The organism is Pseudomonas sp. Leaf58 (assembly GCF_003627215.1).
GTDB lineage: Bacteria > Pseudomonadota > Gammaproteobacteria > Pseudomonadales > Pseudomonadaceae > Aquipseudomonas.
Genome location: NZ_CP032677.1, coordinates 4,890,259 through 4,916,011, shown reverse-complemented (window position 1 = coordinate 4,916,011; position 25,753 = coordinate 4,890,259). Strand labels below are relative to the sequence as shown.

Annotated in this window: 18 protein-coding genes; 9 read left to right on the top strand and 9 right to left on the bottom strand. The window is 63.4% G+C overall.

Annotated elements, in window-relative coordinates:
* Positions 1–158 precede the first annotated feature (158 nt).
* The 5 genes from DV532_RS22835 to DV532_RS22815 all read left to right on the top strand — a co-directional run bounded on the left by DV532_RS22835 (position 159) and on the right by DV532_RS22815 (position 4,901).
* On the top strand, positions 159–488 hold the full coding sequence (locus DV532_RS22835; RefSeq protein WP_004576614.1) for an MliC family protein: 330 nt from the start codon (positions 159–161) through the stop codon (positions 486–488).
* Between the two features lie 100 nt (positions 489–588).
* A complete protein-coding gene (fba, locus tag DV532_RS22830; protein WP_056794584.1) occupies positions 589–1,653 on the top strand; it encodes a class II fructose-bisphosphate aldolase in 1,065 nt (354 codons plus the stop codon).
* A gap of 272 nt (positions 1,654–1,925) precedes the next feature.
* Complete coding sequence (locus DV532_RS22825; RefSeq protein ID WP_056794586.1) at positions 1,926–4,052, top strand: bifunctional diguanylate cyclase/phosphodiesterase; 2,127 nt, start codon at positions 1,926–1,928, stop codon at positions 4,050–4,052.
* 39 nt (positions 4,053–4,091) lie between these two features.
* Positions 4,092–4,592, top strand: coding sequence for a M48 family metallopeptidase (locus DV532_RS22820; RefSeq protein ID WP_056794588.1), 501 nt, complete (start codon positions 4,092–4,094; stop codon positions 4,590–4,592).
* Between the two features lie 12 nt (positions 4,593–4,604).
* The gene (locus DV532_RS22815; protein WP_056794590.1) at positions 4,605–4,901 is read left to right on the top strand and encodes a helix-turn-helix domain-containing protein; all 297 of its coding nucleotides are present in this window, start codon (positions 4,605–4,607) and stop codon (positions 4,899–4,901) included.
* A 120-nt stretch (positions 4,902–5,021) separates the two neighbouring features.
* Here DV532_RS22815 and DV532_RS22810 read toward each other — a convergent pair whose 3' ends face one another.
* Complete coding sequence (locus tag DV532_RS22810) at positions 5,022–5,474, bottom strand: GNAT family N-acetyltransferase (protein WP_056794592.1); 453 nt, start codon at positions 5,472–5,474, stop codon at positions 5,022–5,024.
* Positions 5,475–5,629: 155 nt separating this feature from the next.
* Between DV532_RS22810 and DV532_RS22805 the strand changes: the two genes are divergently transcribed.
* Complete coding sequence (locus DV532_RS22805; protein WP_056794594.1) at positions 5,630–6,367, top strand: ABC transporter substrate-binding protein; 738 nt, start codon at positions 5,630–5,632, stop codon at positions 6,365–6,367.
* A gap of 30 nt (positions 6,368–6,397) precedes the next feature.
* On the opposite strand, the gene yccS is transcribed toward DV532_RS22805, so the two are convergent.
* From yccS to DV532_RS22770, 7 genes are all read right to left on the bottom strand, one after another.
* Entirely contained in the window at positions 6,398–8,581 is a 2,184-nt protein-coding gene (gene yccS / locus DV532_RS22800) for a YccS family putative transporter (protein WP_056794596.1), read from the bottom strand.
* 83 nt (positions 8,582–8,664) lie between these two features.
* A complete protein-coding gene (locus DV532_RS22795; RefSeq protein WP_056794599.1) occupies positions 8,665–9,846 on the bottom strand; it encodes an NAD(P)/FAD-dependent oxidoreductase in 1,182 nt (393 codons plus the stop codon).
* Between the two features lie 146 nt (positions 9,847–9,992).
* Positions 9,993–11,330: an ATP-dependent RNA helicase DbpA gene (dbpA, locus tag DV532_RS22790; protein WP_236707477.1), complete on the bottom strand. Its 1,338-nt coding sequence runs from the start codon at positions 11,328–11,330 to the stop codon at positions 9,993–9,995.
* Positions 11,331–11,442: 112 nt separating this feature from the next.
* Positions 11,443–12,870 carry a multidrug transporter subunit MdtD gene (mdtD, locus tag DV532_RS22785; RefSeq protein WP_056794602.1) on the bottom strand — a complete coding sequence of 476 codons (1,428 nt, stop codon included), beginning with the start codon at positions 12,868–12,870 and terminating at the stop codon, positions 11,443–11,445.
* Between the two features lie 127 nt (positions 12,871–12,997).
* Positions 12,998–14,317 carry a TldD/PmbA family protein gene (locus DV532_RS22780; RefSeq protein WP_056794604.1) on the bottom strand — a complete coding sequence of 440 codons (1,320 nt, stop codon included), beginning with the start codon at positions 14,315–14,317 and terminating at the stop codon, positions 12,998–13,000.
* Positions 14,317–15,759: a TldD/PmbA family protein gene (locus DV532_RS22775; RefSeq protein WP_056794606.1), complete on the bottom strand. Its 1,443-nt coding sequence runs from the start codon at positions 15,757–15,759 to the stop codon at positions 14,317–14,319. The genes DV532_RS22780 and DV532_RS22775 overlap by 1 nt, the downstream gene beginning before the upstream one ends.
* Positions 15,760–15,790: 31 nt before the next feature.
* Positions 15,791–17,593: an acyl-CoA dehydrogenase gene (locus DV532_RS22770; RefSeq protein WP_056794608.1), complete on the bottom strand. Its 1,803-nt coding sequence runs from the start codon at positions 17,591–17,593 to the stop codon at positions 15,791–15,793.
* A 717-nt stretch (positions 17,594–18,310) separates the two neighbouring features.
* Between DV532_RS22770 and DV532_RS22765 the strand changes: the two genes are divergently transcribed.
* Positions 18,311–18,574, top strand: a complete 264-nt coding sequence (locus DV532_RS22765; RefSeq protein ID WP_056794610.1) for a DUF3077 domain-containing protein — start codon at positions 18,311–18,313, stop codon at positions 18,572–18,574.
* Positions 18,575–19,007: 433 nt separating this feature from the next.
* Here DV532_RS22765 and putA read toward each other — a convergent pair whose 3' ends face one another.
* Positions 19,008–22,961, bottom strand: coding sequence for a trifunctional transcriptional regulator/proline dehydrogenase/L-glutamate gamma-semialdehyde dehydrogenase (gene putA / locus DV532_RS22760; RefSeq protein WP_056794612.1), 3,954 nt, complete (start codon positions 22,959–22,961; stop codon positions 19,008–19,010).
* Positions 22,962–23,320: 359 nt separating this feature from the next.
* Here putA and putP point away from each other — a divergent pair, with 359 nt between their 5' ends.
* On the top strand, positions 23,321–24,799 hold the full coding sequence (putP, locus tag DV532_RS22755) for a sodium/proline symporter PutP (RefSeq protein ID WP_056794613.1): 1,479 nt from the start codon (positions 23,321–23,323) through the stop codon (positions 24,797–24,799).
* A gap of 104 nt (positions 24,800–24,903) precedes the next feature.
* Complete coding sequence (locus DV532_RS22750) at positions 24,904–25,740, top strand: 23S rRNA (adenine(2030)-N(6))-methyltransferase RlmJ (RefSeq protein WP_056794615.1); 837 nt, start codon at positions 24,904–24,906, stop codon at positions 25,738–25,740.
* The last annotated feature ends 13 nt before the right edge of the window (positions 25,741–25,753 follow it).

Here is a 25,753-nt window from a genome sequence, read left to right as displayed (position 1 = left end):
GGGCTGATTTGTGGTCTTGAGAAGGGGCCGCCGTGCGGCCCATCGCCGGCAAGCCAGCTCCCACAGAGTACTGCATCACTTTCAAGGATGATGCAATCTCTGTGGGAGCTGGCTTGCCGGCGATGGGCTGCAAAGAAGCCCCAAATCGAGGAAACTGAATGAAAGCGCTTTTGGCCGTGACGGCCCTGGCGACACTGGCAGGATGCTCACTGCTGCAGCCGGCGCAACCCGCCCCGGCAGACAACTGGACCCGTTGGGTCTGCGACACCCAGGCTGAAGTGCTATGGCGCTTCGCCGACGCCCAACGTGACCAGGTCGACGTGCGCCTTGGCGGCGGTGACCAGGTTTACCGGCTCAAGGCCGAGCCGGGTGCTTCGGGTGCGCTGTACAGCGATGGCATGCTGGCCTTCCACACCAAGGGCGAAGAAGGCCTGGTGTACTGGGTGGCAACCAATGATCTGATTGGGCGGGGCTGCAAGGCACCGTGACTGGCCGGGCCGCTAGGGTGGCCCACACTACTTGAACAGCAACCGCCCCTGCGGCAGGCTTGCACGAAACAAACGACGCTTGTCGGGAGAGAGATACACAATGGCACTCATTAGCATGCGCCAGATGCTGGACCACGCCGCCGAGTTCGGTTACGGCGTACCAGCTTTCAACGTCAACAACCTCGAGCAGATGCGCGCCATCATGGAAGCGGCCGACAAGACCGACTCTCCAGTGATCGTCCAGGCTTCGGCCGGTGCCCGCAAATACGCAGGTGCCCCATTCCTGCGCCACCTGATCCTGGCGGCCATCGAAGAATTCCCGCACATCCCGGTGTGCATGCACCAGGACCACGGCACCAGCCCTGACGTCTGCCAGCGCTCGATCCAACTGGGCTTCAGCTCGGTCATGATGGACGGCTCGCTGGGTGAAGACGGCAAGACCCCGACCGACTACGAGTACAACGTCCGCGTTACCCAGCAGACCGTGGCCATGGCACACGCCTGTGGCGTTTCGGTAGAAGGCGAGCTGGGCTGCCTGGGTTCGCTGGAAACCGGCATGGCCGGCGAAGAAGACGGCATCGGTGCCGAAGGCGTGCTGGACCACAGCCAGATGCTGACCGACCCAGAAGAAGCCGCAGACTTCGTCAAGAAAACCCAGGTCGATGCCTTGGCCATCGCCATCGGTACCAGCCACGGTGCCTACAAGTTCACCAAGCCGCCTACCGGTGACATTCTGGCCATCGAGCGCATCAAGGAAATCCACAAGCGCATCCCTAACACCCACCTGGTGATGCACGGTTCTTCTTCGGTACCGCAAGAGTGGCTGGCGATCATCAACCAGTACGGCGGCGAGATGAAAGAGACCTACGGCGTACCGGTTGAAGAGATCGTCGAAGGCATCAAGTACGGTGTGCGCAAGGTCAACATCGACACCGACCTGCGCCTGGCCTCCACCGGTGCCATGCGTCGTCACATGGCGCTGCACCCGAGCGAGTTCGACCCACGCAAGTTCTTCGCCGAAACCGTGAAGGCCATGCGTGACGTGTGCATCGCTCGTTACGAAGCCTTCGGCACCGCCGGCAATGCCTCGAAGATCAAGCCGATCTCCCTGGAAGGCATGTTCCAGCGTTACGCCAAGGGTGAGCTGGCCGCCAAGGTCAACTGAGCCACTGGGCCGTAATGAGAAAACCCGCAGCGATGCGGGTTTTTTCATTTCTGGGTAGTAGAACGCTACACGGTGCTGGCGTCTTCGCTGGCAAGCCCGCGGCTAGGCGAACAAGGCCGCACATAATTCCGGCAGACCGCCCGTTGGTCGGCTACCGTACAGTTGAGCGACTGATAGCGTTCTGATTGCATTGCGCGTTATCAGCGCACGTCTAGAGTACGTATGGATCCAAACCGTATTTTGAAGTCGGTCACATAAAACAGAGAAGCAGCATGGATGGCGCTCACCCTCAACCACAGCTACTGGATAGCAGCTCGGTTCTTTTGGTGGTAGACGATTACCCCGAGAACCTCATCAGCATGCGGGCGTTGCTGGCCCGTCAGGATTGGCAAGTGTTGACGGCAGGCTCGGGGATGGAAGCCTTGAGCGCGTTGCTCGAACACGAGGTCGACCTGGTGCTGCTGGATGTACAGATGCCGGAGATGGACGGCTTTGAAGTCGCCCGGCTGATGCGCGGCAGCCAGCGCACACGCCTGACACCGATCATTTTCCTAACCGCCAACGAACAGTCCGAAGCGGCCGTGCTCAAAGGCTACGCCAGTGGCGCGGTGGACTACATGTTCAAACCGTTCGACCCACAAATCCTCAAGCCCAAGGTCCAGGCACTGCTCGACCAGCAGCGTAACCGGCGCATGCTGCAGCGCCTGACCCGCGAGCTGGAAGCGGCCAGGGCGTTCAACGCGTCGATCCTGGAAAATGCTGCCGAGGGGATCTTGGTGGTGGATGCACAAGGCATCATCAGCTTTGCCAACCCCGCTATTTGCCGATTGCTGTCGGCACCCGTGCAGCAACTGCAGGGTGCTCACCTACTTGACCTGGTGCAATTGGCCAATGCCACCGAGTGGGGCGAGTCGGATTTCTATCAGGCGTACCTGGGGCGGCGCATCTTCCGCGTGCACGATGCCCATCTGCGTACGTTGGGAGGGGAGCTGGTACCGGTGGCGTTATCCTGTGCGCCGCTGCCCACCGACCAGCAGGCCATGGTGGTCACCGTGCTGGACATGTCGGTAGTGCGCAACCTGCACCAGCAACTGGAATACCAGGCCGTGACCGACCCGCTTACCGGCCTACTCAACCGCCGCGGTTTCTACCAGGCCGCTGAAGGTGCGTTGCTGCGCAACGAGCGCTCGGACAAGGCGCAGGCATTGATGTACATGGACCTGGATGGCTTCAAGCGCATCAACGACTCGCTTGGCCACGACGCCGGCGACCGGGTGCTGCGCTGGGTGGCCGAGCAACTCAAGGACTGCCTGGGCAGCGAGGCGTTGCTGGCGCGCATGGGCGGGGATGAGTTCACTGCGTTGTTCGATAGCCTGCCCTACCCGGAGCAGGCCGGGCGTTATGCCGAACGGCTGCTCGAACGGGTTTCCATCAGCCACGAGGTCGAAGGGCTGGATATGTGCCTGGGGGTGAGTATCGGCATCGCCACCTACCCGGACTGCGGGGCCAATGTCGAAGGCCTGCTACGGGCGGCCGATGCCGCGATGTACGCGGCCAAGCAAGCCGGGCGCCAGCAGTATCGCTTTTACGACCAAGAGCTGAATGGCCGGGCGCGCTCGCGCTTGATGCTTGAAGACGGCGTGCGCACGGCCATTGAACAGCAGGACTTCAACCTGGTGTACCAGCCGCAGGTGGGCTTTGCCGATGGCCACTTGCGGGGTTTCGAGGCGTTATTGCGCTGGCAGCACCCTAGCGTCGGCGATGTACCGCCGGGGCTGTTCATTCCGTTGCTCGAGGAGGCACGCTTGATCAACCGCCTGGCCAGCTGGATCTATCGCCAGGGCGCGGCCCAGCGCCAAGCCTGGTGCCAGCGTTTCCCGGCGGAGCTGGTGCTGGGCATCAGCCTGAGCCGCGCGCAGTTCACCATGCCCAGCCTGGTCGATGAGCTACAACGGGTGATCCAGCTCTATCAGCTGGACCCGACGCAGCTGGAAGTGGAAGTGGCGGAAACCTCGCTGATGTACAACATCGATGCAGCGGTGAAACAGATACACCGCTTGCGCGAGTTGGGGGTGCGAGTGGCGCTGGACGATTTTGGTGCTGGCGATTGCTCGTTGCGCATGTTGCGTGACTTGCCGATCGATACCCTCAAGCTGGACCGCCACTTGGTGGCGCGCCTGCCCGATTCGGCGGTGGATGCCGCGTTGGTGCGCAGCGTCCTTGGCTTGTGCGCCGACTACCGCATCACGGTCATTGCCGAAGGCGTAGAAACCCCGGCCCAAGCCGCCTGGCTCAAGACCAATGGCTGTGAGTACGTGCAAGGTTTTCTGGTTGCTCGCCCAATGACCGCGGCTGATGCCAGCAGCTTCCCGGCGATTTTCTCCTGGCCTGGGCCTTGATTGGCTAGAATCGACATTCGTTACGCCGAATGCAGCGCCATGACCGTATTACGTTACTTGCAAGCCTACCCCCCGCACCTGCAGGCGCAGGTGCAGCAGATGATCGAGAGCGAGCGCTTGGGCGAGTACCTGCAGCGCCGCTACCCCGACCGCCATGACGTGCAAAGCGACAAGGCGTTGTACGGCTATGCCCAGGATTTGCGCCAGCAGTACCTGCGCAGCGCACCGAACCTGGACAAAGTGCTGTTCGACAACCGTCTCGACCTGACCCATCGGGCCCTAGGCCTGAATACGGCGGTGTCGCGGGTGCAGGGTGGCAAGCTCAAGGCGAAGAAGGAAATCCGCATTGCCTCGCTGTTCAAGGAGGCTGCGCCGCAGTTCTTGCGCATGATCGTGGTGCATGAGCTGGCGCACCTGCGCGAGCGCGATCACAACAAGGCGTTTTACCAGCTCTGCCAGCACATGGAGCCGGACTACCACCAACTGGAATTCGACCTGCGCGTCTACCTGACCTATCGGGAGCTGCCGGGCAACTGTTAAGGACCATGCAGCATGGAAGTGAGCAAGACCAAGAGCAGCTTCTACCGCCGCCTGTACGTGGCTTGGCTGATCGACAGCCAGACCGCGACCAGCGTGCCCGCCCTGATGGAGGCCACCGGCATGCCGCGGCGCACGGCCCAGGACACTATCGCCGCGCTGGCCGACCTGGATATCGTTTGCGAGTTCGAGCAGCAGGAAGGCGCGCGCAACCATGCTGGGCATTACCGCATTCACGACTGGGGGGCGATCGACAAGCAGTGGATCATCCAGCACCTGCGGCAGATCCGGGATGTGCTGGGCTACCCTTGAGGTTATCGGGCGCCTGCACCGGCCTCATCGCCGGCAAGCCTATCGTATAGCCTTCAGGCCTGCGCAGAACCTGTGCGAGCTGGCTTGCCGGCGAAAGCGGGCAGAGCACCCCGCGCGATCTCAGCCTTTGCGCATCCCAATATGCGGGATGTCATCTTCAAGGTATTCCTCGCCCACCACCTCAAATCCGTGCCGGGCATAGAACCCCTGCAAATGCGCCTGCGCCGACAGATAAACCGGCACCCCCGGCCAGCAATGCTCCGCTGCCTCCAGCCCCTTGAGCAGCAGCGTATGCCCCAGCTTCAGCCCGCGCGCCTGGGGTGCCGTCACCACCCGCCCGATCACCACATCGCCGCCCTGGGATTGCGGGTCGAGCAAGCGCAGGTAGGCCACCAGCTTGTCCTCCTGCCAGGCCATCAAGTGCAGGGTATCGCCGCTCAGGTCCTGGCCATCGACTTCCTGGTAGGCGCAGCGCTGCTCGACCACGAACACTTCAGTGCGCAATTGCAGAATGGCGTAGAGCTGCTCCTTGCTGAGGTCGGTTTGATGCTTGCACAGCCAGTCGATGGGCATTGGGGTGAACTCCTTGAGTGAGCCGTCGATCATCGCATGCCGTATGCCGTTCGGCCAAAATAGAGGCTAAATGACACTATTGACGGCTGCCCTCGGCAGCGGCTTTGTGTAACCTCTGCGGCAGTGTGCGCCCTCCATTGCGAAAGGATTTGAGCATGCGGCCACTGCTTTGTGTTCTGGCAATGTTGGCATCGATGCTGGCAACACCTGCCCCAGCTCACGACAAGCTCCGCCTGGTGGCAGACAACTGGCCGCCGTTCACCGATGCCAGCATGCCGGGCGGCGGCCTGGCGACCAGTATCGTCAGCACAGCACTGGCCCGCGCCGGTTACCCCAGTGCCGTCGAAGAAGCCCCATGGGCGCGGGCGTTGTTGGGCGTGAGCGAGGGGCGCTATGACGTGCTGATCAATGCCTGGTACAACGACGCGCGCGCCAACATCGGGCAGTTTTCCGAAGCTTATCTGACTAACCGCATTCGCCTTCTGCAGCGCAAGGGCGAGGCGTTCCGCTTCACGCGTCAGTCCGACCTGTACCCCTACAGCATCGCCGTGGTGCGCGATTACGCCTATTCACCCGAGTTCGATGGCGATACCCGCCTGCGCAAGGTGGCGGTGCGCAATTTTTCTTCTGCGGTGCGCATGTTGGCAGCCGGGCGGGTGAACTTGGCGGTGGAAGACGAGTACGTGGCCCGTTACAGCCTGCAGCGTGAGCCGCAGGCGGTACGTGATGGCGTGATGCTGGTAGAGCCGCCGCTGGGGGAGAACAGCCTGCATATTCTGGTCAGCCTGAAGAATCCCGAGCATGAGCAGATCGTTGCGCGGTTCGAGCGGGCGATTGCGGCGATGAAAGCCGATGGCAGTTATGCGCGGTTGTTGCATCAGCATGGCTTCTGATCGCTAGCGTCTGTACAGGCAAGACAAGGTTCAGGCCGGCGCCCCTTCCTTGATCAGGTGTGCCGCCAAGGTGCGCAACGGCGCCAACTGCCGGCAGATCAATGCCAGCTGTGTCTGCACTAACCGCTGATGTTCATCCAGTTCTTCCGGCATCTGCTCCAGGGCATTGGCCAGCGCTTCTTCGGCATCACTGTGAATCGCCACCGGTAGCCGTGCCGCCAGGCCATTGGCGATCTCGTCCAGGCTGCGGGCCAGGGTTTGCCCAGCACCCTCTATCAACTGCTCCTGCACCTCCGCCGGCAAGGCCGTGTCGCGGTGCGCACCCAGCCCTGAGAGGTAGCTGAGCAAGGTGTGCGAGAGCACTAGGAAGCGGAAGCCCACGTCAGCCTCCTTACGGAAATGCCCTGGCTCCATCAGCATGTTGGCCAGGGTGGTGGACAGTGCTGCATCGGCATTGTGGGCGTTGCGTCTGGCCAGGCGGTAGGCCAGGTCGTCGCGCTTGCCGTGGGCGTACTGCTGCATGATCTGGCGCAAGTACACACTGGCGCAGGCCAGTGTATTGGCCAACGCCTTGTTCAGCCGCCGCCCCTGCCAGTCGGGCAGGAACAGGAACACCGCGAGAATGGCGATCAGGCTGCCGACCAGGGTATCGAACAGGCGCGGCAGGAACAGCCCATAGCCATCGCCGATCTGGTTGAAGCAAAACAGCACCATCAGGGTGATCGCGGCGGTGGCCAAGGTGTAGCGGGTGGTGCGGTTGACGAAGAACACCACCCCGGCGACCACGGCGAACAACGATTGGATGACCGGGTTGGGGAACAGGTCGAACAAGGCCCAGCCCACTGTCAGGCCGACGGCAGTGCCGAATATCCTCTGCACCAACTTGCGCCGGGTGGCACCGTAGTTGGGTTGGCACACGAACAGCGTGGTGAGGATGATCCAATAGCCCTGGGTCGGGTGGATCAGGTGCACCATGCCATAGCCGATCGACAACGCCAGCGGCAGGCGCAAGGCATGGCGGAACAACAGCGAAGTCGGCGTGAGCTGGGTGCGCAGGCGTGTCCACACATCCTTCAGTGAGCGTGGCGAGCGGTCGAGCAGGCTGCTGTCGCTGGCATCCGCCAGGCTGTCCGGGTTGCTGGCCGCGCTGAGCAGGCGGTCCAGCGTTGCCAGGTTGGCCGCCAGCGCCCGAAGCGAACGCAACAGGCCACGCCAGGCCGGGTTGCTCTGCAGGCGCAGGTGTTCCAGCGACGCATTGAGGTCCTCGAGGGCTTCGGCAAAGCCGCTGGCCAGCACGAACGGCTGGCGCAGGCGGATCGAGCGGGCCAGTTCCTGGCACGAGGAGCCCTGCTTACGCAGTAGGCGCTGGCAGCGGAACATCACGTCGCTGTGGAAAAACGCCTCGGTCAGGGCGTTGTAGGGGTAGTGCGAGGCACTGACCCGTTCATGGATGTCCTGGGCCAGGAAGTACAGCTTGAGGTAGCGGCTGACCTTGGAGTTTGGCTGGCTGTTGCCCACGCGGTGCAGGATGATTTCCTTGGCCGCGTTGAGCGCCGCCACCACTTTGCCGTTCTGCTGGGCCAGCTCCAGGCGCCGGGCCTCGACGTCGAGGGTGCGAATCGGCTCGAACAGGCTGGCCTTGAGTTTGAGATAGCTGCCCAACTCGAAGAACAGCTTGGCCAAGCTTTGCTGCACCGGTTGGTTGGAAAACAGCGCCTGCCACAGCACCGACAGCAGCCCGTACCAGGCTGCCCCCGCCACCAGCAGCAGCGGTTCGTGCCAAAAGTCGGGGACTTGGCCGCCGCGTTGGTCCACGCCGATCATGGTGTATACCGCGGTGATCAACGTCGCCGAGGCGATGGCGCCATAGCGTTCGCCCAAGGCACCCAGCATGGTCAGGCCGAACGCGGCCAGGGCCAAGGCAATGACGAATATCCAGGGGTAGGGGAACAGCAACTCGACCGCCAGCGCGGCGATGGCAAAACACACCAGGGTAACGGCCAGGGCGCTGAGGCGGCCCTGCCAGCTGTCGTCGGTTTCGGCCAGGGCGCTGGCAATGATGCCGAGGAACAGCGGAATCAGCAGGGCCATCTCGTTCTGGTACCAGCACAGGGCCAGGCTGCCGGTGAGGGCAATGGTGACCCGGATGCTGTAGCTGAACTTGTCTTGGCCCCACAGGCGACGCAGTGACTGACGGAACGAGCTCGATGACATGATGGCCTGCTAGGCAGTGAGCGAAGAATGCAATGCAGCACGGGCCAGCAAGAAGCGTTCCGTGCTGCTGAATGGATTCTACACTACACGAACTGCGCGGCAGCGTTGGCCGATGCCCAGGCCCATTGGAAATTGAACCCGCCCAGGTGGCCGGTGACATCCAGCACTTCGCCGATGAAGTACAGCCCGGGGCTTTTCAGCGACTCCATGGTCTTGGACGACACTTCGCGGGTGTCCACGCCGCCCAGAGTCACTTCGGCAGTGCGGTAGCCCTCGGTGCCAGCCGGCACCAGTTGCCAGTTCGCCAGCTTCTCGGCGATTTGCGCCAGTTCTGCCGGGGTGTACTGCTTCATCGGCCTGGACTCGAACCACTGCTCGGCCAACAGGTTGGCCAGTTTGCGGGTGAACACCTCGCCCAGCACAGTCTTCAGTTCGGCATTGGCGCGTTCGGCCTGCATCTGTTGCAGCCAGACCAGCGCGTCACGGTCGGGCAGCAGGTTGATCTCTACCCTGTCACCGGCCTCCCAGAATGAAGAAATCTGCAGGATCGCCGGGCCGCTCAGGCCACGGTGGGTGAACAGCAGGTTTTCGCGGAAACTGGTGCCGTTGCAGCTGGCGGTGCAGTCCAGCGAAGTCCCGGACAACTCGGTGCACAGTGCCTTGAGTTGGGGCTCGGTAATGGTGAAAGGCACCAGCCCGGCGCGGGTTGGCAGCAAGGTGTGGCCGAACTGGCGCGCCACCTGGTAGCCAAAGCCGGTGGCGCCCAGGGTCGGGATCGACAGGCCGCCGGTGGCGATCACCAGCGACTGGCAGGCGAACTGGCCGCCGCTGGTCTGCAGCAGGTAGCCGCCTTCGGTTTTCTCGATCTGTTCGATGCTGGTGTGCATACGAATCTCGGCACCCGCCTGGTCGCATTCGGCCAGCAGCATGTCGAGGATGTCGCTGGCCTTGTTGTCGCAGAACAGCTGGCCGAGTTTTTTCTCGTGGTACGGCACGCCGTGCTTGGCCACCAGTTCGATGAAGTCCCATTGGGTGTAGCGGGCCAGGGCCGACTTGCAGAAGTGCGCGTTGTGCGAAAGGAAGTTGGCCGGCTCGGTGTACATGTTGGTGAAGTTGCAGCGCCCGCCGCCGGACATGAGGATTTTCTTGCCTGGCTTGTTGGCGTGGTCGAGCAGCAGCACCCGGCGGCCACGGCGGGCGCTGAGCTGGGCGCACATCAGGCCGGCGGCGCCGGCGCCGAGGATGATCACGTCGGTGGAGTGCACGGTGTTACCTCATTGGTAGCCGGGGCCGCTTTGCGGCCCATCGCAGGCAAGCCAGCTCCCACAGGTACTGCACAAGCCTGAGGCCTGTGGTGATCCTGTGGGAGCTGGCTTGCCTGCGATGGGCTGCAAAGCAGCCCCAAAAAATGTCAGACGATGCGAACTTTCAGGGTGCGGCCCTTGATCTTGCCGCTGTTCAAGCGCTGCATGGCCTGCTTGGCCAATGCCCGCTCTACGGCCACGAACGCCTGGAAGTCAAAGATCGCAATCTTGCCCACCTGCTTGCCCGGGATACCGGCGTCACCGGTCAGCGCCCCAAGGATGTCGCCCGGGCGCAGCTTGTCCTTGCGTCCAGCCGCGATGCACAGCGTGGTCATCACAGGCAGCAACGGTTCGCCGCCCTTATGCTTCAGGCTGTCCAGTTGGTCCCAGCGCAGTGGGCTTTTCTGCAGGTCTTCGATGGCCTGGGCGCGGTGGCCTTCGGCAGGTGCCACCAGGCTGACCGCAATACCTTTTTCGCCCGCACGGCCAGTACGGCCCACACGGTGCACATGGATTTCCGCATCACGCGCCAGCTCGACGTTGATGACCATGTCCAGGCCATCGATGTCCAGGCCACGGGCGGCCACATCAGTTGCCACCAGCACCGAGCTGCTGCGGTTGGCGAACATGGTTAGCACCTGGTCACGGTCGCGCTGCTCCAGGTCGCCGTGCAGGGCTTGGGCGACGATGCCCTTGGCGGTCAGGTGGGCAACCACGTCCTCGCATTGCTGCTTGGTGAAGCAGAACGCCACGCAGGACTGCGGGCGGTAGTGGCCCAGCACGCGAGTGACTGCATCCAGACGTTGCTCTGCATCGATTTCGATGAAGCGCTGTTCGATCTGGTTGTCGGCGTGCAGGCTCTCGACCTTGACCTGCTGCGGGTTACGCATGAAGTCGGCAGCCAGTTGCTTGATGCCGGCCGGGTAGGTGGCCGAGAACAGTAAGGTCTGGCGGCGTGATGGGGTTTTGCCGATGATGCTGGCGATGGCGTCGAAAAAGCCCATGTCGAGCATGCGGTCAGCTTCGTCCAACACCAGGGTGTTCAGGCCGTCGAGCACCAGGGTGCCTTTGTCCAGGTGTTGTTGGATACGCCCTGGGGTTCCGACGATGATGTGCGCGCCGTGCTCCAGCGAAGCGATTTGCGGGCCCAGCGACACGCCACCGCACAGGGTCAGGATTTTGATGTTGTCCTCAGCCCGGGCCAGGCGACGCAGCTCTTTGGCCACCTGGTCGGCGAGTTCGCGGGTGGGGCACAGAACCAGTGCCTGGCAGCCGAAGTAGCGCGGGTTGATCGGGTTGAGCAGGCCGATGCCGAAGGCGGCGGTCTTGCCGCTGCCGGTCTTGGCCTGGGCGATCAGGTCCTGGCCCTTGAGGATGACCGGCAGGCTTTGGGCCTGGATCGGCGTCATCGAGGCATAACCGAGGGCGTCCAGGTTGGCCAGCATGGCGGTGGACAGCGGCAGAGTGGCAAAAGCGGTGGATTCGGTGGTCACGAGGCGGGCCTGCGGTGCGAAGCTAAAAATGCCGCACAGTTTACCAGCCTCATGGCCATTCGCCCTAAGACTCCATGTGCGCTTCCGGACGACGGGCACGCCTTCCGTCCGTCGGCGACAGCTGCAGGAAAATCGCCGCCGCCAACATGGCCATGATGCCGATGGTGACGAAGGTCAACTGGAAGGCGCCCAGGGTGCTTTCCACGCCTTCGGCACTGCCTGCTGCAGTGAAACCGCCCAGCAAGGCGCCGGCACAGGCTACACCCAGGCTCAAGGACAATTGCGCGACCACTGACAGCAAGCTGTTGCCGCTGCTGGCGCTGGCGTCGTCGAGGTCGATCAAGGTCACCGTGTTCATGGCCGTGAACTGCATGGAGTTGACCGCGCCGAGCAGGCCCAGCTGAATCAGCAGCACGGCATACGGTGTTTGCTCATCGACCAGCCCCAGGCTGGCCAGCAGCAGGCCCAGCAGCAGGGTGTTGGCGGTGAGGATTATGCGGTAGCCAAAGCGCTCGATCAGGGGCCGGGCAATGGACTTAGCCAGCATCGCCGCCGCCGCCAGCGGAATCATGCTCATACCGGCCTGGGCCGGCGAATAGCCCAGCGCGACCTGCAGCAGCAATGGCACCAGAAAGGGCAGGGCGCCACTGCCCAGGCGGGCGAACAGGTTGCCGAGGATACCGATTGCGAAGGTGCGCACACGGAACAGGCTGGGCGAGAACAGCGGCTCAGGGTCGCGCCCGGCGCGCAGCCAGTAGGCGGCCAGGCAGGCCATGCCGGCGAATAGCAGCAACATCACCCGCAGGTGCGGCAGGTGCAGCTCGCCCAGGCCTTCCATGGCGATGGTGATCAGCACCATCGCCGCGCCAAACAACAGGAAGCCCGGGGCGTCGAAGCTGGTGCGCTCGGCGCCGCGCAGGTCGGGGATGAACTTCCACACGGCATAGCAGCCGACCAGGCCGACCGGCAGGTTGAGCAGGAAGATCCAGTGCCAGCTGAGGATTTCCACCAACCAGCCGCCGACCGTTGGGCCCAGCAACGGGCCAAGCAGGCCGGGGATGGTAATGAAGCTCATGATCCGCACCAGTTCGCTGCGCGGGTAGGCGCGCAGCACCACCAGCCGCCCGACCGGCAGCATCAGCGCCCCGCCCAGGCCTTGCACCACGCGGGCGAAGATCAGGAAGCCGAGGCTGTTGGCGGCGGCGCACAGCAGCGAACCAAAGCTGAACAGCAGGATGGCGCTGAAGAAGATGCGCTTGGTGCCGAAGCGGTCGGCGATCCAGCCCGAGGCTGGGATCAGCAGGGCCACGGTGAGCATGTAGGCGATGATCACGCCCTGCATGCGTAGCGGGTCTTCGGCCAGCGAGCGGGCCATGGCCGGCAGTGCGGTGTTGAGGATGGTGCCGTCCAGGGACTGCATGAAGAAAGCGATGGCCACCACCCAGGGGATCCAGCGGGCGGTGACGGGGTCCAGCGGGGTGCGTTCGGGCATGACTTCCTCGTTTGTCTGTACCGGCCTCTTCGCGGGTAAACCCGCTCCTACAGGGATGTCACCACATTTGAGGGCGATGGGAAGGCTGTAGGCGCGGGCTTGCCAGCGAAGAGGCCGGCAATGCCAATCACAATGTCAGGGTCAGGCTTTTGACCAGCGCCCCCGGCAAATGACTCGACCCGGTACTGCGCTGTCCATAGGTACTGGTGGACAGGATCATCTCGCGCTCGCGGGTCAGGTCCTCCAGCTGGCTACCCAGCAAGCTGTACAGGCTGTCATCGAAGCGCATGGTGCTCACCGGCCCTTGGATCTGCCCGTTGTCCACCCAGAAGGTGGCGAAGCGGGTCAGCCCGGTCATGCGCGCCGCTGGCAGGTCAGAGTAATTCAGGTACCACAGATTGCTGATGTACAGCCCGGTGCCAAGCTGCTCAAGGATCTGCTCGTTGGCCAGGCTGCCGGGTGCCAGGCTGAGCGCACATGGCGACTCGTAGCTGTCGGCGCCATTGGCCAGCAGTTCGAACTCGGCCGCACTGCGCGCACTGATCAGCCGTTGCAGGGCCTCGCCGTGCTGGATCAACGGCACATCCAGACGCGGCGAGCCTTCGTCGGAAAACGTCGGGCTCAGCGAGCCGCTGACCTGCTCGGTGAAGCTCACCAGCGGGCTCAGCCGTGCCTCGCCGTTGTACAGGCGCTGCAGGGCACTGTTACCGGTGGCCAGAGCCTGTGCCGAGAAGCCGCCCCAGCACAGCATGCCGGCAATCTCGTCCATGGCCGCTGGCGCCAGGTAGGTGCGGTAGCTGCCGGGCTTGAGGGTAACAGCAGGCAGGCCGAGGAAGCCCAGCTGTTCGCGTGCCTGGCGCAAGCGTGCAGTAAAGTCGTCGGCGCTCCACAGCTGGCCGGCGTAGTTGGCCTTCACCGCCTCGCCGTTTTTGTGGAACAGGCTCCAGTCGAAATTGAAGCTGTTGGCCTGGTGCCAGCCGAAGGCCCCGAACGAGCTGGCAAAGCCCCGGCATAGCGGGCCGGCGGCGTAGATGCCGACCAGGTCCAGGTCACCGGCTTCGCGGTCGAGCAGGGCCAGTACTTCGTTCAGGTCAGGCAGCGGTTGCTGTTGCTGGCTGTGGCTATGCCAGGCGCTTTCGTCCAGGCGCAGGTAAGGGTCGATGGCCAGCAGCGGCAAGGTCTGGCGCAGTTGCTCCAGGGCATCCGCGAGGCGTTGGCGATCCAGTTGCGCATCACCACTCAAGGTCACCTGCTGCTCTGCCTGGCGGCCATCACGGATCAGCCGCAGTTGCGCGCTGGCCTGGCTCACTTCACCAGCTTGGCGCACCTTGGCGTGGTTGAAACGCACGAATTGCGATTGTTCGGCGCTGTAGCCGAGGGTGAACTGCTCGCCTGCTTGCAGGGCGGTGCGCACATCCCCGACCAGGGTTTCGAATGCGTGTTGCATCAGGCGTCTCCTCCGAATACGTCGATCTGGCGGAACACGCAGGCCGGCGAGGCGTGGCCGACCCGCACCACCTGGTTGGGTTCGCCCTTGCCGCAGTTCGGCGTGCCCAGTACCTGGAAGGTGCTGCGGTCGCCGACTGCCGCCAGGTTGCGCCAAAATTGCGCGGAGATGCCGCGGTAGTTGGGGTTCTTGACGATGCCCTTGAGTTCGCCGTTCTCGATCAGTTGGCCCCATTCGCAGCCGAACTGGAACTTGTTGCGCGCATCGTCGATCGACCAGGAGCGGTTGGTGCGCATCAGAATGCCGTGCTCGATGCCCTGGATCAGTTGCTCCAGAGACTGGTCGCCCGGCTCGATGTTGAGGTTGGCCATGCGGTCGATGGGTGCACGGTTCCAGCCGCAGGCACGGCTGTTGGCCACGCCGTCGAGGCCAGAGCGGAACTGCGACAGCGCACCACCCAGCGGGCGCAGCAGCAGGCCGTCGCGGATCAGGAACTGCTTGCTGGCCGGGGTGCCGTCATCATCGAAGCTGTAGCTGGCCAGCTCTTCGCCGATGGTCGGGTCGAAGGTCACGTTGAGCGACGTGGAGCCGTACTGCAAGTGGCCGAAGTCGCTGGCCTTGACGAAGCTGGTGCCGGCGTAGTTGCGTTCGTCGCCGAGAATGCGGTCCATCTCCAGCGGGTGGCCGATGGACTCGTGGATCTGCAGCATCATCTGGTCGGGCATCAACAGCAGGTCGCGCGGGCCGCTGGGAGTGTTAGGGGCGAGCAGCAACTGCAGCGCCTCGTCGGCTACCCGGCTGGCGGCGCCGACCAGGCCGCAGCGCTCGATGATTTCGAAGCCGCCCTGCTGGCCGAAGTTGTCGCGGCCCAGGCTGCGGCTCTGGCTGTCGTGGCCGTCGCTGGCGGTCACGCCCAAGCCAGGGAACAGGAAGCGCTGGGCGTGACGCAGCTCGGCGCCGGCCGAGTTCAGGTAAGTTTGCTCGACCAGGCTCAGGCCTAGGCTGGCTTGCCAGTCCACCAGGCGGCTGTCTTTGGGCACGCTGGCCGATTCGGTCGCGAGCAGGCCGAGACAGTCGGCGACGCTGGGTACCGGTTGATCGAAGTTGGGCGAAATGTGGTCGTGGCGGGCACTGGTTACCGGCTGGTCGCGCAGGTCCAGCAGGCTGTGCGGCGCGATCTGCCGGGCCAGTGCTTCGGCCTGTTCCAGGGCGCGCTGCAGGCCAGCCTGGGACAGGTCGGCGGTGGCCGCGTAGGCCTCCACGCCATTGACCCGCACGCTGAGCATGGCACCTTCGTCCTGGCTGAACAGCGGCGGTTCGGCGACGTTGCGACGGACTGAAAGCGCCTGATGGGACTGTTTTACATGGCGCAGGGAAAACACATCGGCCGTGCTGCGCAGCGCATTGAAACGCTGGCGCAGCAGGGCGCTGGAATCGAACATTCGCAAGCCTCCGAGTACACGGTGGCTCCCCCTAGAACCACTCGTCTTGCATCGTGAGGCAAGTGTCGTCGCGCGCCTCGAGCAATGCCAGCTCATTATGGCAGCACGGTACTTCCCAGGTCAGGAAATAACGCGCGGCCTGCAGCTTGCCAAGGTAGAAGTCGCGGTCGACAGGGTTGCTCTTGAGCAGGCCAAGCTCGGCATGGAGCGCCTGCTCCAGCCAGCGCCAACCAATGACACAGTGGCCGAAGGCCTTGAGGTACAGGGCTGAGTTGGCCAGGGCACCGGCGACTTTGCCGTGGGCCAGGTCGCCGAGCAGGGCCAAGGTTACGCTCTGCAGGCGGTTGACCAGTCGTTCCAGCGGCTGGCGCAACGGGTCGAGGGTTGGATGATGGCTGGCGCGCTCGCCGGTGGCGGCAATCAGGCGGATCAGTTGCTTGAGCCCGGCGCCGTTATTCTGCGCCAACTTGCGGCCGAGCAGGTCGAGCGACTGGATGCCTTCGGTGCCCTCGTGGATCGGGTTCAGGCGGTTGTCGCGGTAGTACTGCTCCACCGGGTATTCGCGGGTGTAGCCGTGGCCGCCGAGGATCTGAATCGCCAGATCGTTGGCCTTGAGGCAGAACGCTGACGGCCAGGATTTGACGATCGGGGTCAGCAGGTCGAGCAGTTCCTGTGCCTGATTGCGGGCGTTTTCATCGCTGGCGGTCTGAGTGTCGTCAAACAGGCGTGCGGCATACAGGCCGAGGTCGAAGGCGCCTTCGACATAGGCTTTCTGGGTGAGCAGCATGCGTTTCACATCGGTGTGTTCGATGATTGGCACTGCCGGGCTGTGCGGGTCCTTGTTGTCTGGTAGTCGACCCTGCGGGCGCTGGCGGGCGTATTCCAGCGAATACAGGTAACCGGCGTAACCGAGCATTACCGCGCCCATGCCAACGCCGATGCGCGCCTCGTTCATCATCTGGAACATGCAGGCCAGGCCCTGGTGCGGCTGGCCGACCAGGTAGCCGACGCACTGGCCGTTGTCGCCGAAGTTCAGCGCGGTGGAGGTGGTGCCGCGCCAGCCCATCTTGTGGAACAGCCCGGCCAGCAATACATCGTTGCGCGGGCCACGGCTGCCGTCTGGGTTGACCAGGTACTTCGGCACGATGAACAGCGAGATGCCTTTCACCCCGGGCGGTGCATCCGGGAGCTTGGCCAGCACCATGTGCACGATGTTTTCCGACAGTTCGTGGTCGCCGCCGGAGATGAAGATCTTGTTGCCCTTGAGCCGGTAGCTGCCGTCACCGGCGGGTGCCGCACGGGTGTGGATATCGGCCAGCGACGAGCCGGCATGGGGTTCGGTCAGGGCCATGGTGCCGAAGTAGCGGCCTTCGATCATCGGTTGCAGGAACAGGCGTTTCTGTTCTTCGCTGCCGAAGCTTTCGATCAAATTGGCTGCGCCCATGGTCAGGAACGGATAGGCCGTGGTGCCGGCGTTGGCGGCCTGGAAGTGGGCGAAACAGGCCTGCGAGACCAGGCTGGGCAGCTGCATGCCACCGACCTCGAAATCGCGGTTGGCGTTGAGGAAGCCGGCTTCGAGGAAGGCATCAACGGCGGGTTTCACCTCGGGGATCAGCTCGGCGCGGCCGTCGACGTAGCGCGGCTCGTTCTCGTCGGCCTTGCGGTTGTGCGGGGCGAAGAACTTTTCGGCGATGGTGCGTGCGGTGGCCAGTGCTGCGTCGAAGGTTTCGCGGCTGTGCTCGGCGAACCGCGGGCGCAGGGTCAGGGCTTCGGCGTCGAGCACTTCGTAGAGTTCGAAGGCGAGGTTGCGGGGGCTGAGCAGGGTCTCGGGCATGGGGGTGGTCCTGAGGCGGGATGTTGCGAGTGTAGGGGGTTGGGTGGGGTGGGGGGAGGTTAATAGGGTTGGGTGATATGGGTTTAGAAGGGTGGGGGCATACAGGTGTTTGCCTTGATTCTTTCTGCGCCTGTGAGATCGAGCGCCGCCCGCGCGGCGCTTCGCGGGACAAGCCCGCTCCCACATTTGTTGCAACGTGGCCATGCCTGTGGGAGAGGCGTTGTCCGCCTTGGTGCATAACTTGAGACAGATGGGACGGCAGCAGCGCCAGTCGAGAAATCGGACGGCAGCAGCGCCAGTCGAGAAATCGGATCAGGGCAACCAGGCTGGCAACCATGGCCTGACAGGTTCGGCACGTTGCAACAAATGTGGGAGCGGGCTTGCCCCGCGAAGCGCCGCGCGGGCGGCGCTCGATCTCACAGGCGCTGCAAATGCTAAGGCGAACACCTGTCAGCCACACCGCATTCCAGTCAGCACCTCGGCAGCTTCTTAGGTTTTTGCCTATTCCATGTAGTCCATTTCCCAAACATACTCCCAACCCCCTTCTAGCCATTGCGGTGCTCTGGGTAGGGCCTAGTCTCGGGTGGTCGCTGGCAGATCAGTGACCGGCTTTGACAGGCCGACCAGGTCAAACCTCATGGCTTTGCCTTTATGGCAGCTGTGCGTGGGGCACTTCGTGTGCGCAGGGTTTTGGTTTGCCTGCCGGGGGATTGAACAATGACAACAGAAGACACCCAATTCACCGTCGGCAAGACCACGTTCTACCAGGGCGAGAATGGCACACACCCGCTGTTCCGCATCGAGCCGGGCATCCCGTGCCGGGATGCCCGCGAGCAGTCTTCGGAGTTGATGGGCTATGTGCGCGAGTTGACCATCACCGGGCTGATGGATGAGAAGCCGATGATGATCTGGGTTGCCCATTACCTGAGTGCGATGGCTAAGGCGCTGATGGATGATGCTGAGTTGGGGATGAAGCAGTGAGGGGTTGGCTTCAGGTTGCATGAAGGCTGCTATGTGTTCGCCGCAACATTTTCTGCGCCTGTGAGATCGAGCGCCGCCCGCGCGGCGCTTCGCGGGACAAGCCCGCTCCCACATTTGTTGCAACGTGGCCATGCCTGTGAGGCCATGGTTGTCAGCCTTGGCGCATGACTGAAGATAGGTGGGGCGGCAGCCGCGCCAACGGGGAGATATCGTCAGGCCAACTAAAGCGGGCAACCATGGCCTCACAAGTTTGGCACGTTGCAACAAATGTGGGAGCGGGCTTGCCCCGCGAAGCGCCGCGCGGGCGGCGCTCGATCTCACAGGCGCAGAAAATGTTGTGGCGGGCACCTGCCAGCCCAACCCCAATCTCAAGACATGCACCCATAAAAAAAGGAGAGCCAAAGCTCTCCCTTTTCCTCAACAACCCTCAGCCTCAGCCAATGGTCATCAAGCTGGCATTCCCCCCCGCCGCCGCGGTATTCACACTCACCGCCCGCTCGATCACCAGTCGCTCCAGCGCAATCTGATGATCCCCGCTGGACAGCCCGTGCACACCCACGATCGCCCCGGCACGCTTGGCCACCTGCTGGCACACGCCGCGCAGTTGGTCCGAGTCGCCATGGTGGATCACGGCGTCGAACGCCACTTCATCCTTGTTCCAGTCCGCCACCAGCTTGACCTTGGCCTGCAGTTCACGCGGCAAGCGCGCACGCAGGGCTTTGCCCGGTTCGCCGTCAGCCCATACCGCCGAGCTGCCAACCGCCAGCACGGCGGCGAACTGCGCCAGCAGGTCGGCCTCGTTGTCGGCCAGGCACAGCACGTGCTCACGCGGCAGGATGGTGTAGCTGTTGCGCTCGCCGGTCGGGCCTGGCAGCAGGCGAGCGATGCCGCTTTGCGACTGGCTGGCGAACTGGCTGCACAGCGCGGCCAGGTCGGCCAGCTGGTTGCTCTCGGCCCAGGCCTTCAGGCCGTGCAGCGGTTTGATCAGTTGGTCGTGCAGGGTACGGTCAGGCTTGCCTTCGCCGTCCTGCTGCTGGAAGTGGCGGCCAATCGCGTCGGCTGGGCGGGTCGACAGCAGGCGGTACAGGTACAGTGGGCCACCGGCTTTCGGGCCAGTGCCGGACAAGCCTTCACCACCGAACGGCTGCACGCCCACCACCGCACCGACAATGTTGCGGTTGACGTACATGTTGCCGGCGTTGGCAGTTTCCACCACCTTGGCGATGGTCTCGTCGATGCGGGTGTGCACGCCGAGGGTCAGGCCGTAGCCGGAGTTGTTGATCTGCTCGATCAGCTGGTCCAGGTTGCGGCGGTTGTAGCGCACCACGTGTAGCACCGGGCCGAAGATTTCACGCTTCAGCTCGTCGAAGCTGTCCAGCTCGATCAGGGTCGGCATGACAAAGGTGCCGCGCTTGATTTCGGCAGCATTGGCAATCGCCACCTGGTAGACCGAGCGGCCTTTTTCACGCATGGCCTGGATGTGTTTCTCGATGCCAGCCTTGGCTTCGGCGTCGATCACCGGGCCGATGTCCACGGCCAAGCGGTCCGGGCAGCCCAGGCGGCTTTCAGCCATGGCGCCCTTGAGCATCTCGATCACGCGGTCGGCAGAGTCTTCTTGCAGGCACAGTACGCGCAGGGCCGAGCAACGTTGGCCGGCGCTGTCGAATGCCGAGGACACCACGTCGATCACCACTTGCTCGGTCAGTGCCGAGGAGTCGACGATCATCGCGTTCTGGCCGCCGGTTTCGGCGATCAGCGGGATCGGGCGGCCCTGGTTGTCCAGGCGGCCAGCGACGTTGCGCTGCAGCAGGCGGGCCACTTCGGTGGAGCCGGTGAACATCACGCCTTTGACGCGCTCGTCACCGACCAGCCCAGCACCGACGGTTTCGCCGCGGCCTGGCAGCAGTTGCAGCACACCTTCGGGGATACCAGCTTCCAGCAGCAGGCGCACAGCCTGGGCAGCGATCAGCGGGGTTTGCTCGGCCGGCTTGGCCAGCACCGGGTTACCGGCCGCCAGGGCAGCGGCCACCTGACCGGTGAAAATTGCCAGCGGGAAGTTCCACGGGCTGATGCACACCACCGGGCCCAGCGGGCGGTGGGCGTCGTTGCTGAAGTCGTTACGTGCCTGCACCGCGTAGTAGCGCAGGAAGTCCACCGCTTCACGCACTTCGGCGATGGCGTTGGCGAAGGTCTTGCCAGCTTCGCGGATGAGCAGGCCCATCAGCGGCTGGATCTCGGCCTCCATCAGGTCGGCGGTGCGCTCCAGAATGGCAGCCCGTTCGGCGGGCGGGGTGGCCTGCCAGATCGGCGCGGCATTCAATGCGCACTGGATGGCGTTGTCGACATCGGCAACGGTGGCTTCCTGCACATGGCCGACTACGTCGCGGTGGTCCGCCGGGTTCAGCACGGGGGCGGCAGCGCTTTCGCTGGCAGCGCAGGCCAGCAGCGGTGCGGCTTTCCAGTCGTTGTGGGCGGTAGCCAGCATGGCGCAGGACAGCGACGCCAGGCGGTGTTCGTTGGCCATGTCGATGCCGGCCGAGTTGGCCCGTTCGCTGCCATACAGCTCACGTGGCAGCGGGATGCGTGGGTGTGGCAGGCCGAGGCTGCCTTCTTGCGCGCCCATGCGTTCGATGCTGGCGACCGGGTCGGCGACCAGTTCCTGGATGGAAATGGAGTGGTCGGCGATGCGGTTGACGAACGAGGTGTTGGCGCCGTTTTCCAGCAGGCGGCGTACCAGGTAGGCCAGCAGCGTTTCGTGGGTACCGACCGGGGCATAGACGCGGCACGGGCGGTTCAGCTTGCCTTCGGAAATCTTGCCGACCACTTGCTCGTACAACGGCTCGCCCATGCCGTGCAGGCACTGGAACTCGTACTGGCCTGGGTAATAGTTCTGCCCGGCGATGTGGTAGATAGCCGACAGGGTGTGGGCGTTGTGAGTGGCGAACTGCGGGTAGATAGCTTCTGGTACAGCCAGCAGTTTGCGGGCGCAGGCGACGTAGGAAACGTCGGTGTACACCTTGCGGGTGTACACCGGGTAGCCTTCCAGGCCTTCAACCTGAGCGCGTTTGATCTCGCTGTCCCAATAGGCGCCTTTCACCAGGCGGATCATCAGGCGGTGGCGGCTGCGCTTGGCCAGGTCGATGACGTAGTCGATCACGTACGGGCAGCGCTTCTGGTAGGCCTGGATGACGAAGCCGATACCGTTCCAGCCGGCCAGCGACGGCTCGAAGCACAGGCGCTCGAGCAGGTCGAGCGACAGCTCCAGGCGGTCGGCTTCTTCGGCGTCGATGTTCAGGCCGATGTCGTACTGCTTGGCCAGCAGGGTCAGCGACAGCAGGCGCGGGTACAGCTCTTCCATCACGCGCTCGTACTGGGCGCGGCTGTAGCGCGGGTGCAGTGCCGACAGTTTGATCGAGATGCCTGGGCCTTCATAGATGCCGCGGCCATGGGAAGCCTTGCCGATCGAGTGGATGGCTTGCTCGTAGGACGCCAGGTATTTCTGTGCATCGTGCTCGGTCAGTGCGGCTTCGCCGAGCATGTCGTAGGAATAGCGGAAGCCCTTGGACTCGAAACGACTGGCGTTGGCCAGCGCTTCGGCGATGGTTTCACCGGTGACGAACTGCTCGCCCATCAGGCGCATGGCCATGTCGACGCCCTTGCGGATCATCGGCTCGCCGCTCTTGCCGATGATGCGGGTGAGCGAGGAGGTGAGGCCGGATTCGTTGTGCGTGGACACCAGCTTGCCAGTCAGCAGCAGGCCCCAGGTGGCCGCGTTGACGAACAGCGACGGGCTGTTGCCCAGGTGCGGCTGCCAGTTGCCGGTGCTGATCTTGTCGCGGATCAGGGCGTCACGGGTGCCCTTGTCGGGGATGCGCAGCAGGGCTTCGGCCAGGCACATCAGCGCCACGCCTTCCTGGGACGACAGCGAGAACTCCTGCAGCAGGCCCTGAACGATGCCGGCACGGCCACCGGCGCTCTTCTGGTTGCGCAGTTTTTCGGCGATGCCAGCGGCCATCTTGTTGGTCGCTTCGGCCAGCGGGGCACTCAGACGCGCCTGCTCCAGCAGCATCGGCACCACTTCCTGCTCGGGGCGGCGGTAGGCAGCGGTGATCGCCGAGCGCAGGACCGACTGCGGCAGGATGCTCTCGGCGAATTCGAGGAAGCATTGGTGGCTGTGGTCGGCTTGGACTTCACCGGCGTCGTCGACCAGGCTGCTGGCATGGCCGTTGAGTTCGGTCAGGGTGGCACCACCCTCGAGCTTCTCTAAGTAGTTGAAGATCGCTTGCTTGATCAACCAGTGCGGCGTGCGGTCAATCGACTGCGCAGCTGCTTTGAGTCGCTCACGGGTCGGGTCATCGAGTTTGACCCCAAGGGTGGTCGTCGCCATTTCTTATCCTCGTTATTGCCACGGTTGTGGCCTAAGCTGGCGCCAAGAGTAGCTGTAGGACAATTCGGGTGCAACCAGGTGCAACCCGAATTTTTTACGGAAAAGGTGCAACTCGTCCGACAGCCATTTCCACACGCTAAAAAGGGCCGATTTCGGAGCGTTTTATTCTTAGAAAGCGGACCTGCTGCTGCAAAAAGGAGCAAAAACGCGGCTTTGTCGGAAATATGGATCGGTGGGTGCAACTTGCAAATGAAAAAGGGTTGCACCCACTTTGCGTTGTTGCATAGCATTCGCCGCCTGGGTGCAACCGCGATGGCTGCGGTTGTGCATGAAATAAAAACAAACGCCAGGGCACACGCATGGGCAATCCACTAACGATCACCTTCGTGATCTACATCGCAGCAATGGTGCTGATCGGCTTCGCCGCCTATCGCTCCACCAACAACCTTTCCGATTACATTCTGGGCGGTCGCAGCCTGGGTAGTGTGGTGACCGCGCTGTCTGCCGGTGCTTCCGACATGAGTGGCTGGCTGCTGATGGGCCTGCCGGGCGCCATCTACTTCTCGGGCCTGTCAGAGGCCTGGATCGCCATCGGTCTGACCGTGGGTGCCTACCTCAACTGGCTGTTCGTGGCCGGCCGCCTGCGCGTGCAGACCGAGCACAACGGTGATGCACTGACCCTGCCGGACTACTTCTCTAGCCGTTTCGAAGACAATAGCGGCTTGTTGCGGATTATCTCGGCCATCGTCATCCTGGTGTTCTTCACCATCTACTGCGCCTCCGGCATCGTTGCCGGCGCTCGCCTGTTCGAAAGTACCTTCGGCATGCCGTACGAAACAGCCCTGTGGGCTGGCGCCGCGGCCACCATCGCCTACACCTTCGTCGGTGGCTTCCTGGCGGTGAGCTGGACCGATACCGTGCAGGCTTCGTTGATGATCTTCGCGCTGATCCTGACCCCGGTAATCGTGCTGATCTCCACTGGCGGCTTCGACACTACGTTCGCGGCTATCGAGGCGGTGAACCCAGCCAACTTCGACATGCTCAAGGGTGCCACCTTCATCGGTATCATCTCGCTGATGGGCTGGGGCCTGGGCTACTTCGGCCAGCCGCACATCCTGGCGCGTTTCATGGCTGCCGATTCGGTGAAATCGATCGCCAACGCCCGTCGCATCTCCATGACCTGGATGATCCTGTGCCTGGCTGGTACCTGCGCGGTGGGCTTCTTCGGTATCGCCTACTTCTCGGCGCATCCGGACCTGGCGGGCCCGGTGACCGAAAACCATGAGCGTGTGTTCATCGAACTGGCCAAGATCCTGTTCAACCCGTGGATTGCCGGTGTGCTGCTGTCGGCCATCCTGGCGGCGGTGATGAGCACCCTGAGCTGCCAGCTGCTGGTGTGCTCCAGTGCCCTGACCGAAGACTTCTACAAGGCCTTCCTGCGCAAGAACGCTTCGCAGGTGGAACTGGTGTGGGTCGGTCGCCTGATGGTGCTGGCCGTCGCTCTGATCGCCATCGCCATGGCTGCCAACCCGGAAAACCGAGTGCTGGGCCTGGTCGCCTACGCCTGGGCTGGTTTCGGTGCCGCCTTCGGTCCGGTGGTGCTGATTTCGGTGCTGTGGAAAGGCATGACCCGTAACGGCGCGCTGGCCGGTATCGTGGTGGGTGCACTGACCGTTATCCTGTGGAAGCAGATCGATACCTGGGGCCTGTACGAAATTATCCCGGGCTTCCTGTTCGCCAGCATCGCCATCATGGTGGTGAGCAAGCTGGGCAGCCCGTCGCAAGCGATGGTGAAGCGCTTCGAAACTGCTGATGCGGCGTATCACGCTGACAAGTAACACCCGTTGAATCGGCGGCGCCTGCTTCGCGGGCCGCCGATCAGCTGCCAGGCCTGACTCCGCCTGCAAGGCAAGGTAAACTTGCCACCCCCGCAGGAGTTGCCATGAACTATCGTCACGCCTTCCACGCCGGCAACCACGCCGACGTTCTCAAACACATCGTGCTGACCCGCCTCATCGCCCTGATGTCGCGCAAGGAGCAGCCGTTTGCCTACATCGATACCCACGCAGGGCTCGGCCTGTACGACCTGCAGGGCGACCAGGCAACCCGCACCGGTGAATACCTCGAAGGTGTCGCCCGTCTGTGGAACCGCAATGACCTGCCGGCCATGGCTGACGACTACCTGCGCATCATCAAGCGCCTGAACGCCGATGGCGAGCTGCGCTACTACCCCGGTTCGCCCGAGCTGGCGCGCCGTTTGATGCGCCAACAGGACCGCGCTCTGCTCAACGAGAAGCACCCCGAAGATGGGCCGCTGCTCAAAGAGAACATGAAAAAAGACCCTCGCGTGACCGTGCACCTGGGCGAAGGTTGGCATGTGCCGCGGGCCTTGCTGCCGGTGCAGGAAAAACGCGCGATCATGCTGATCGACCCGCCGTTCGAGCAGGCCGATGAGCTCAAGCGTTGCACCACTGCCATGAAAGAGGCGATCAGCCGTATGCGCCAGACGGTGGCGGCTATCTGGTACCCGATCAAGGACCAGCGCTCGCTGACCCGCTTCTATCAGGACCTGACCAGCACCGGCGCGCCGAAGCTGTTGCGGGTCGAGCTGTACGTGCACCATCAGGACAGCCCGCAGGGTCTCAATGGCTCCGGCCTGGCCATCGCCAACCCGCCGTGGGGGCTGGAGGAAGAGCTCAAGGAGCTGCTGCCATGGCTGGCCAAAGAGCTGGCGCAGACCGCCGGCAGCTACCGCATGGACTGGCTGATCGCCGAGTAAGCAGGCACTGCAA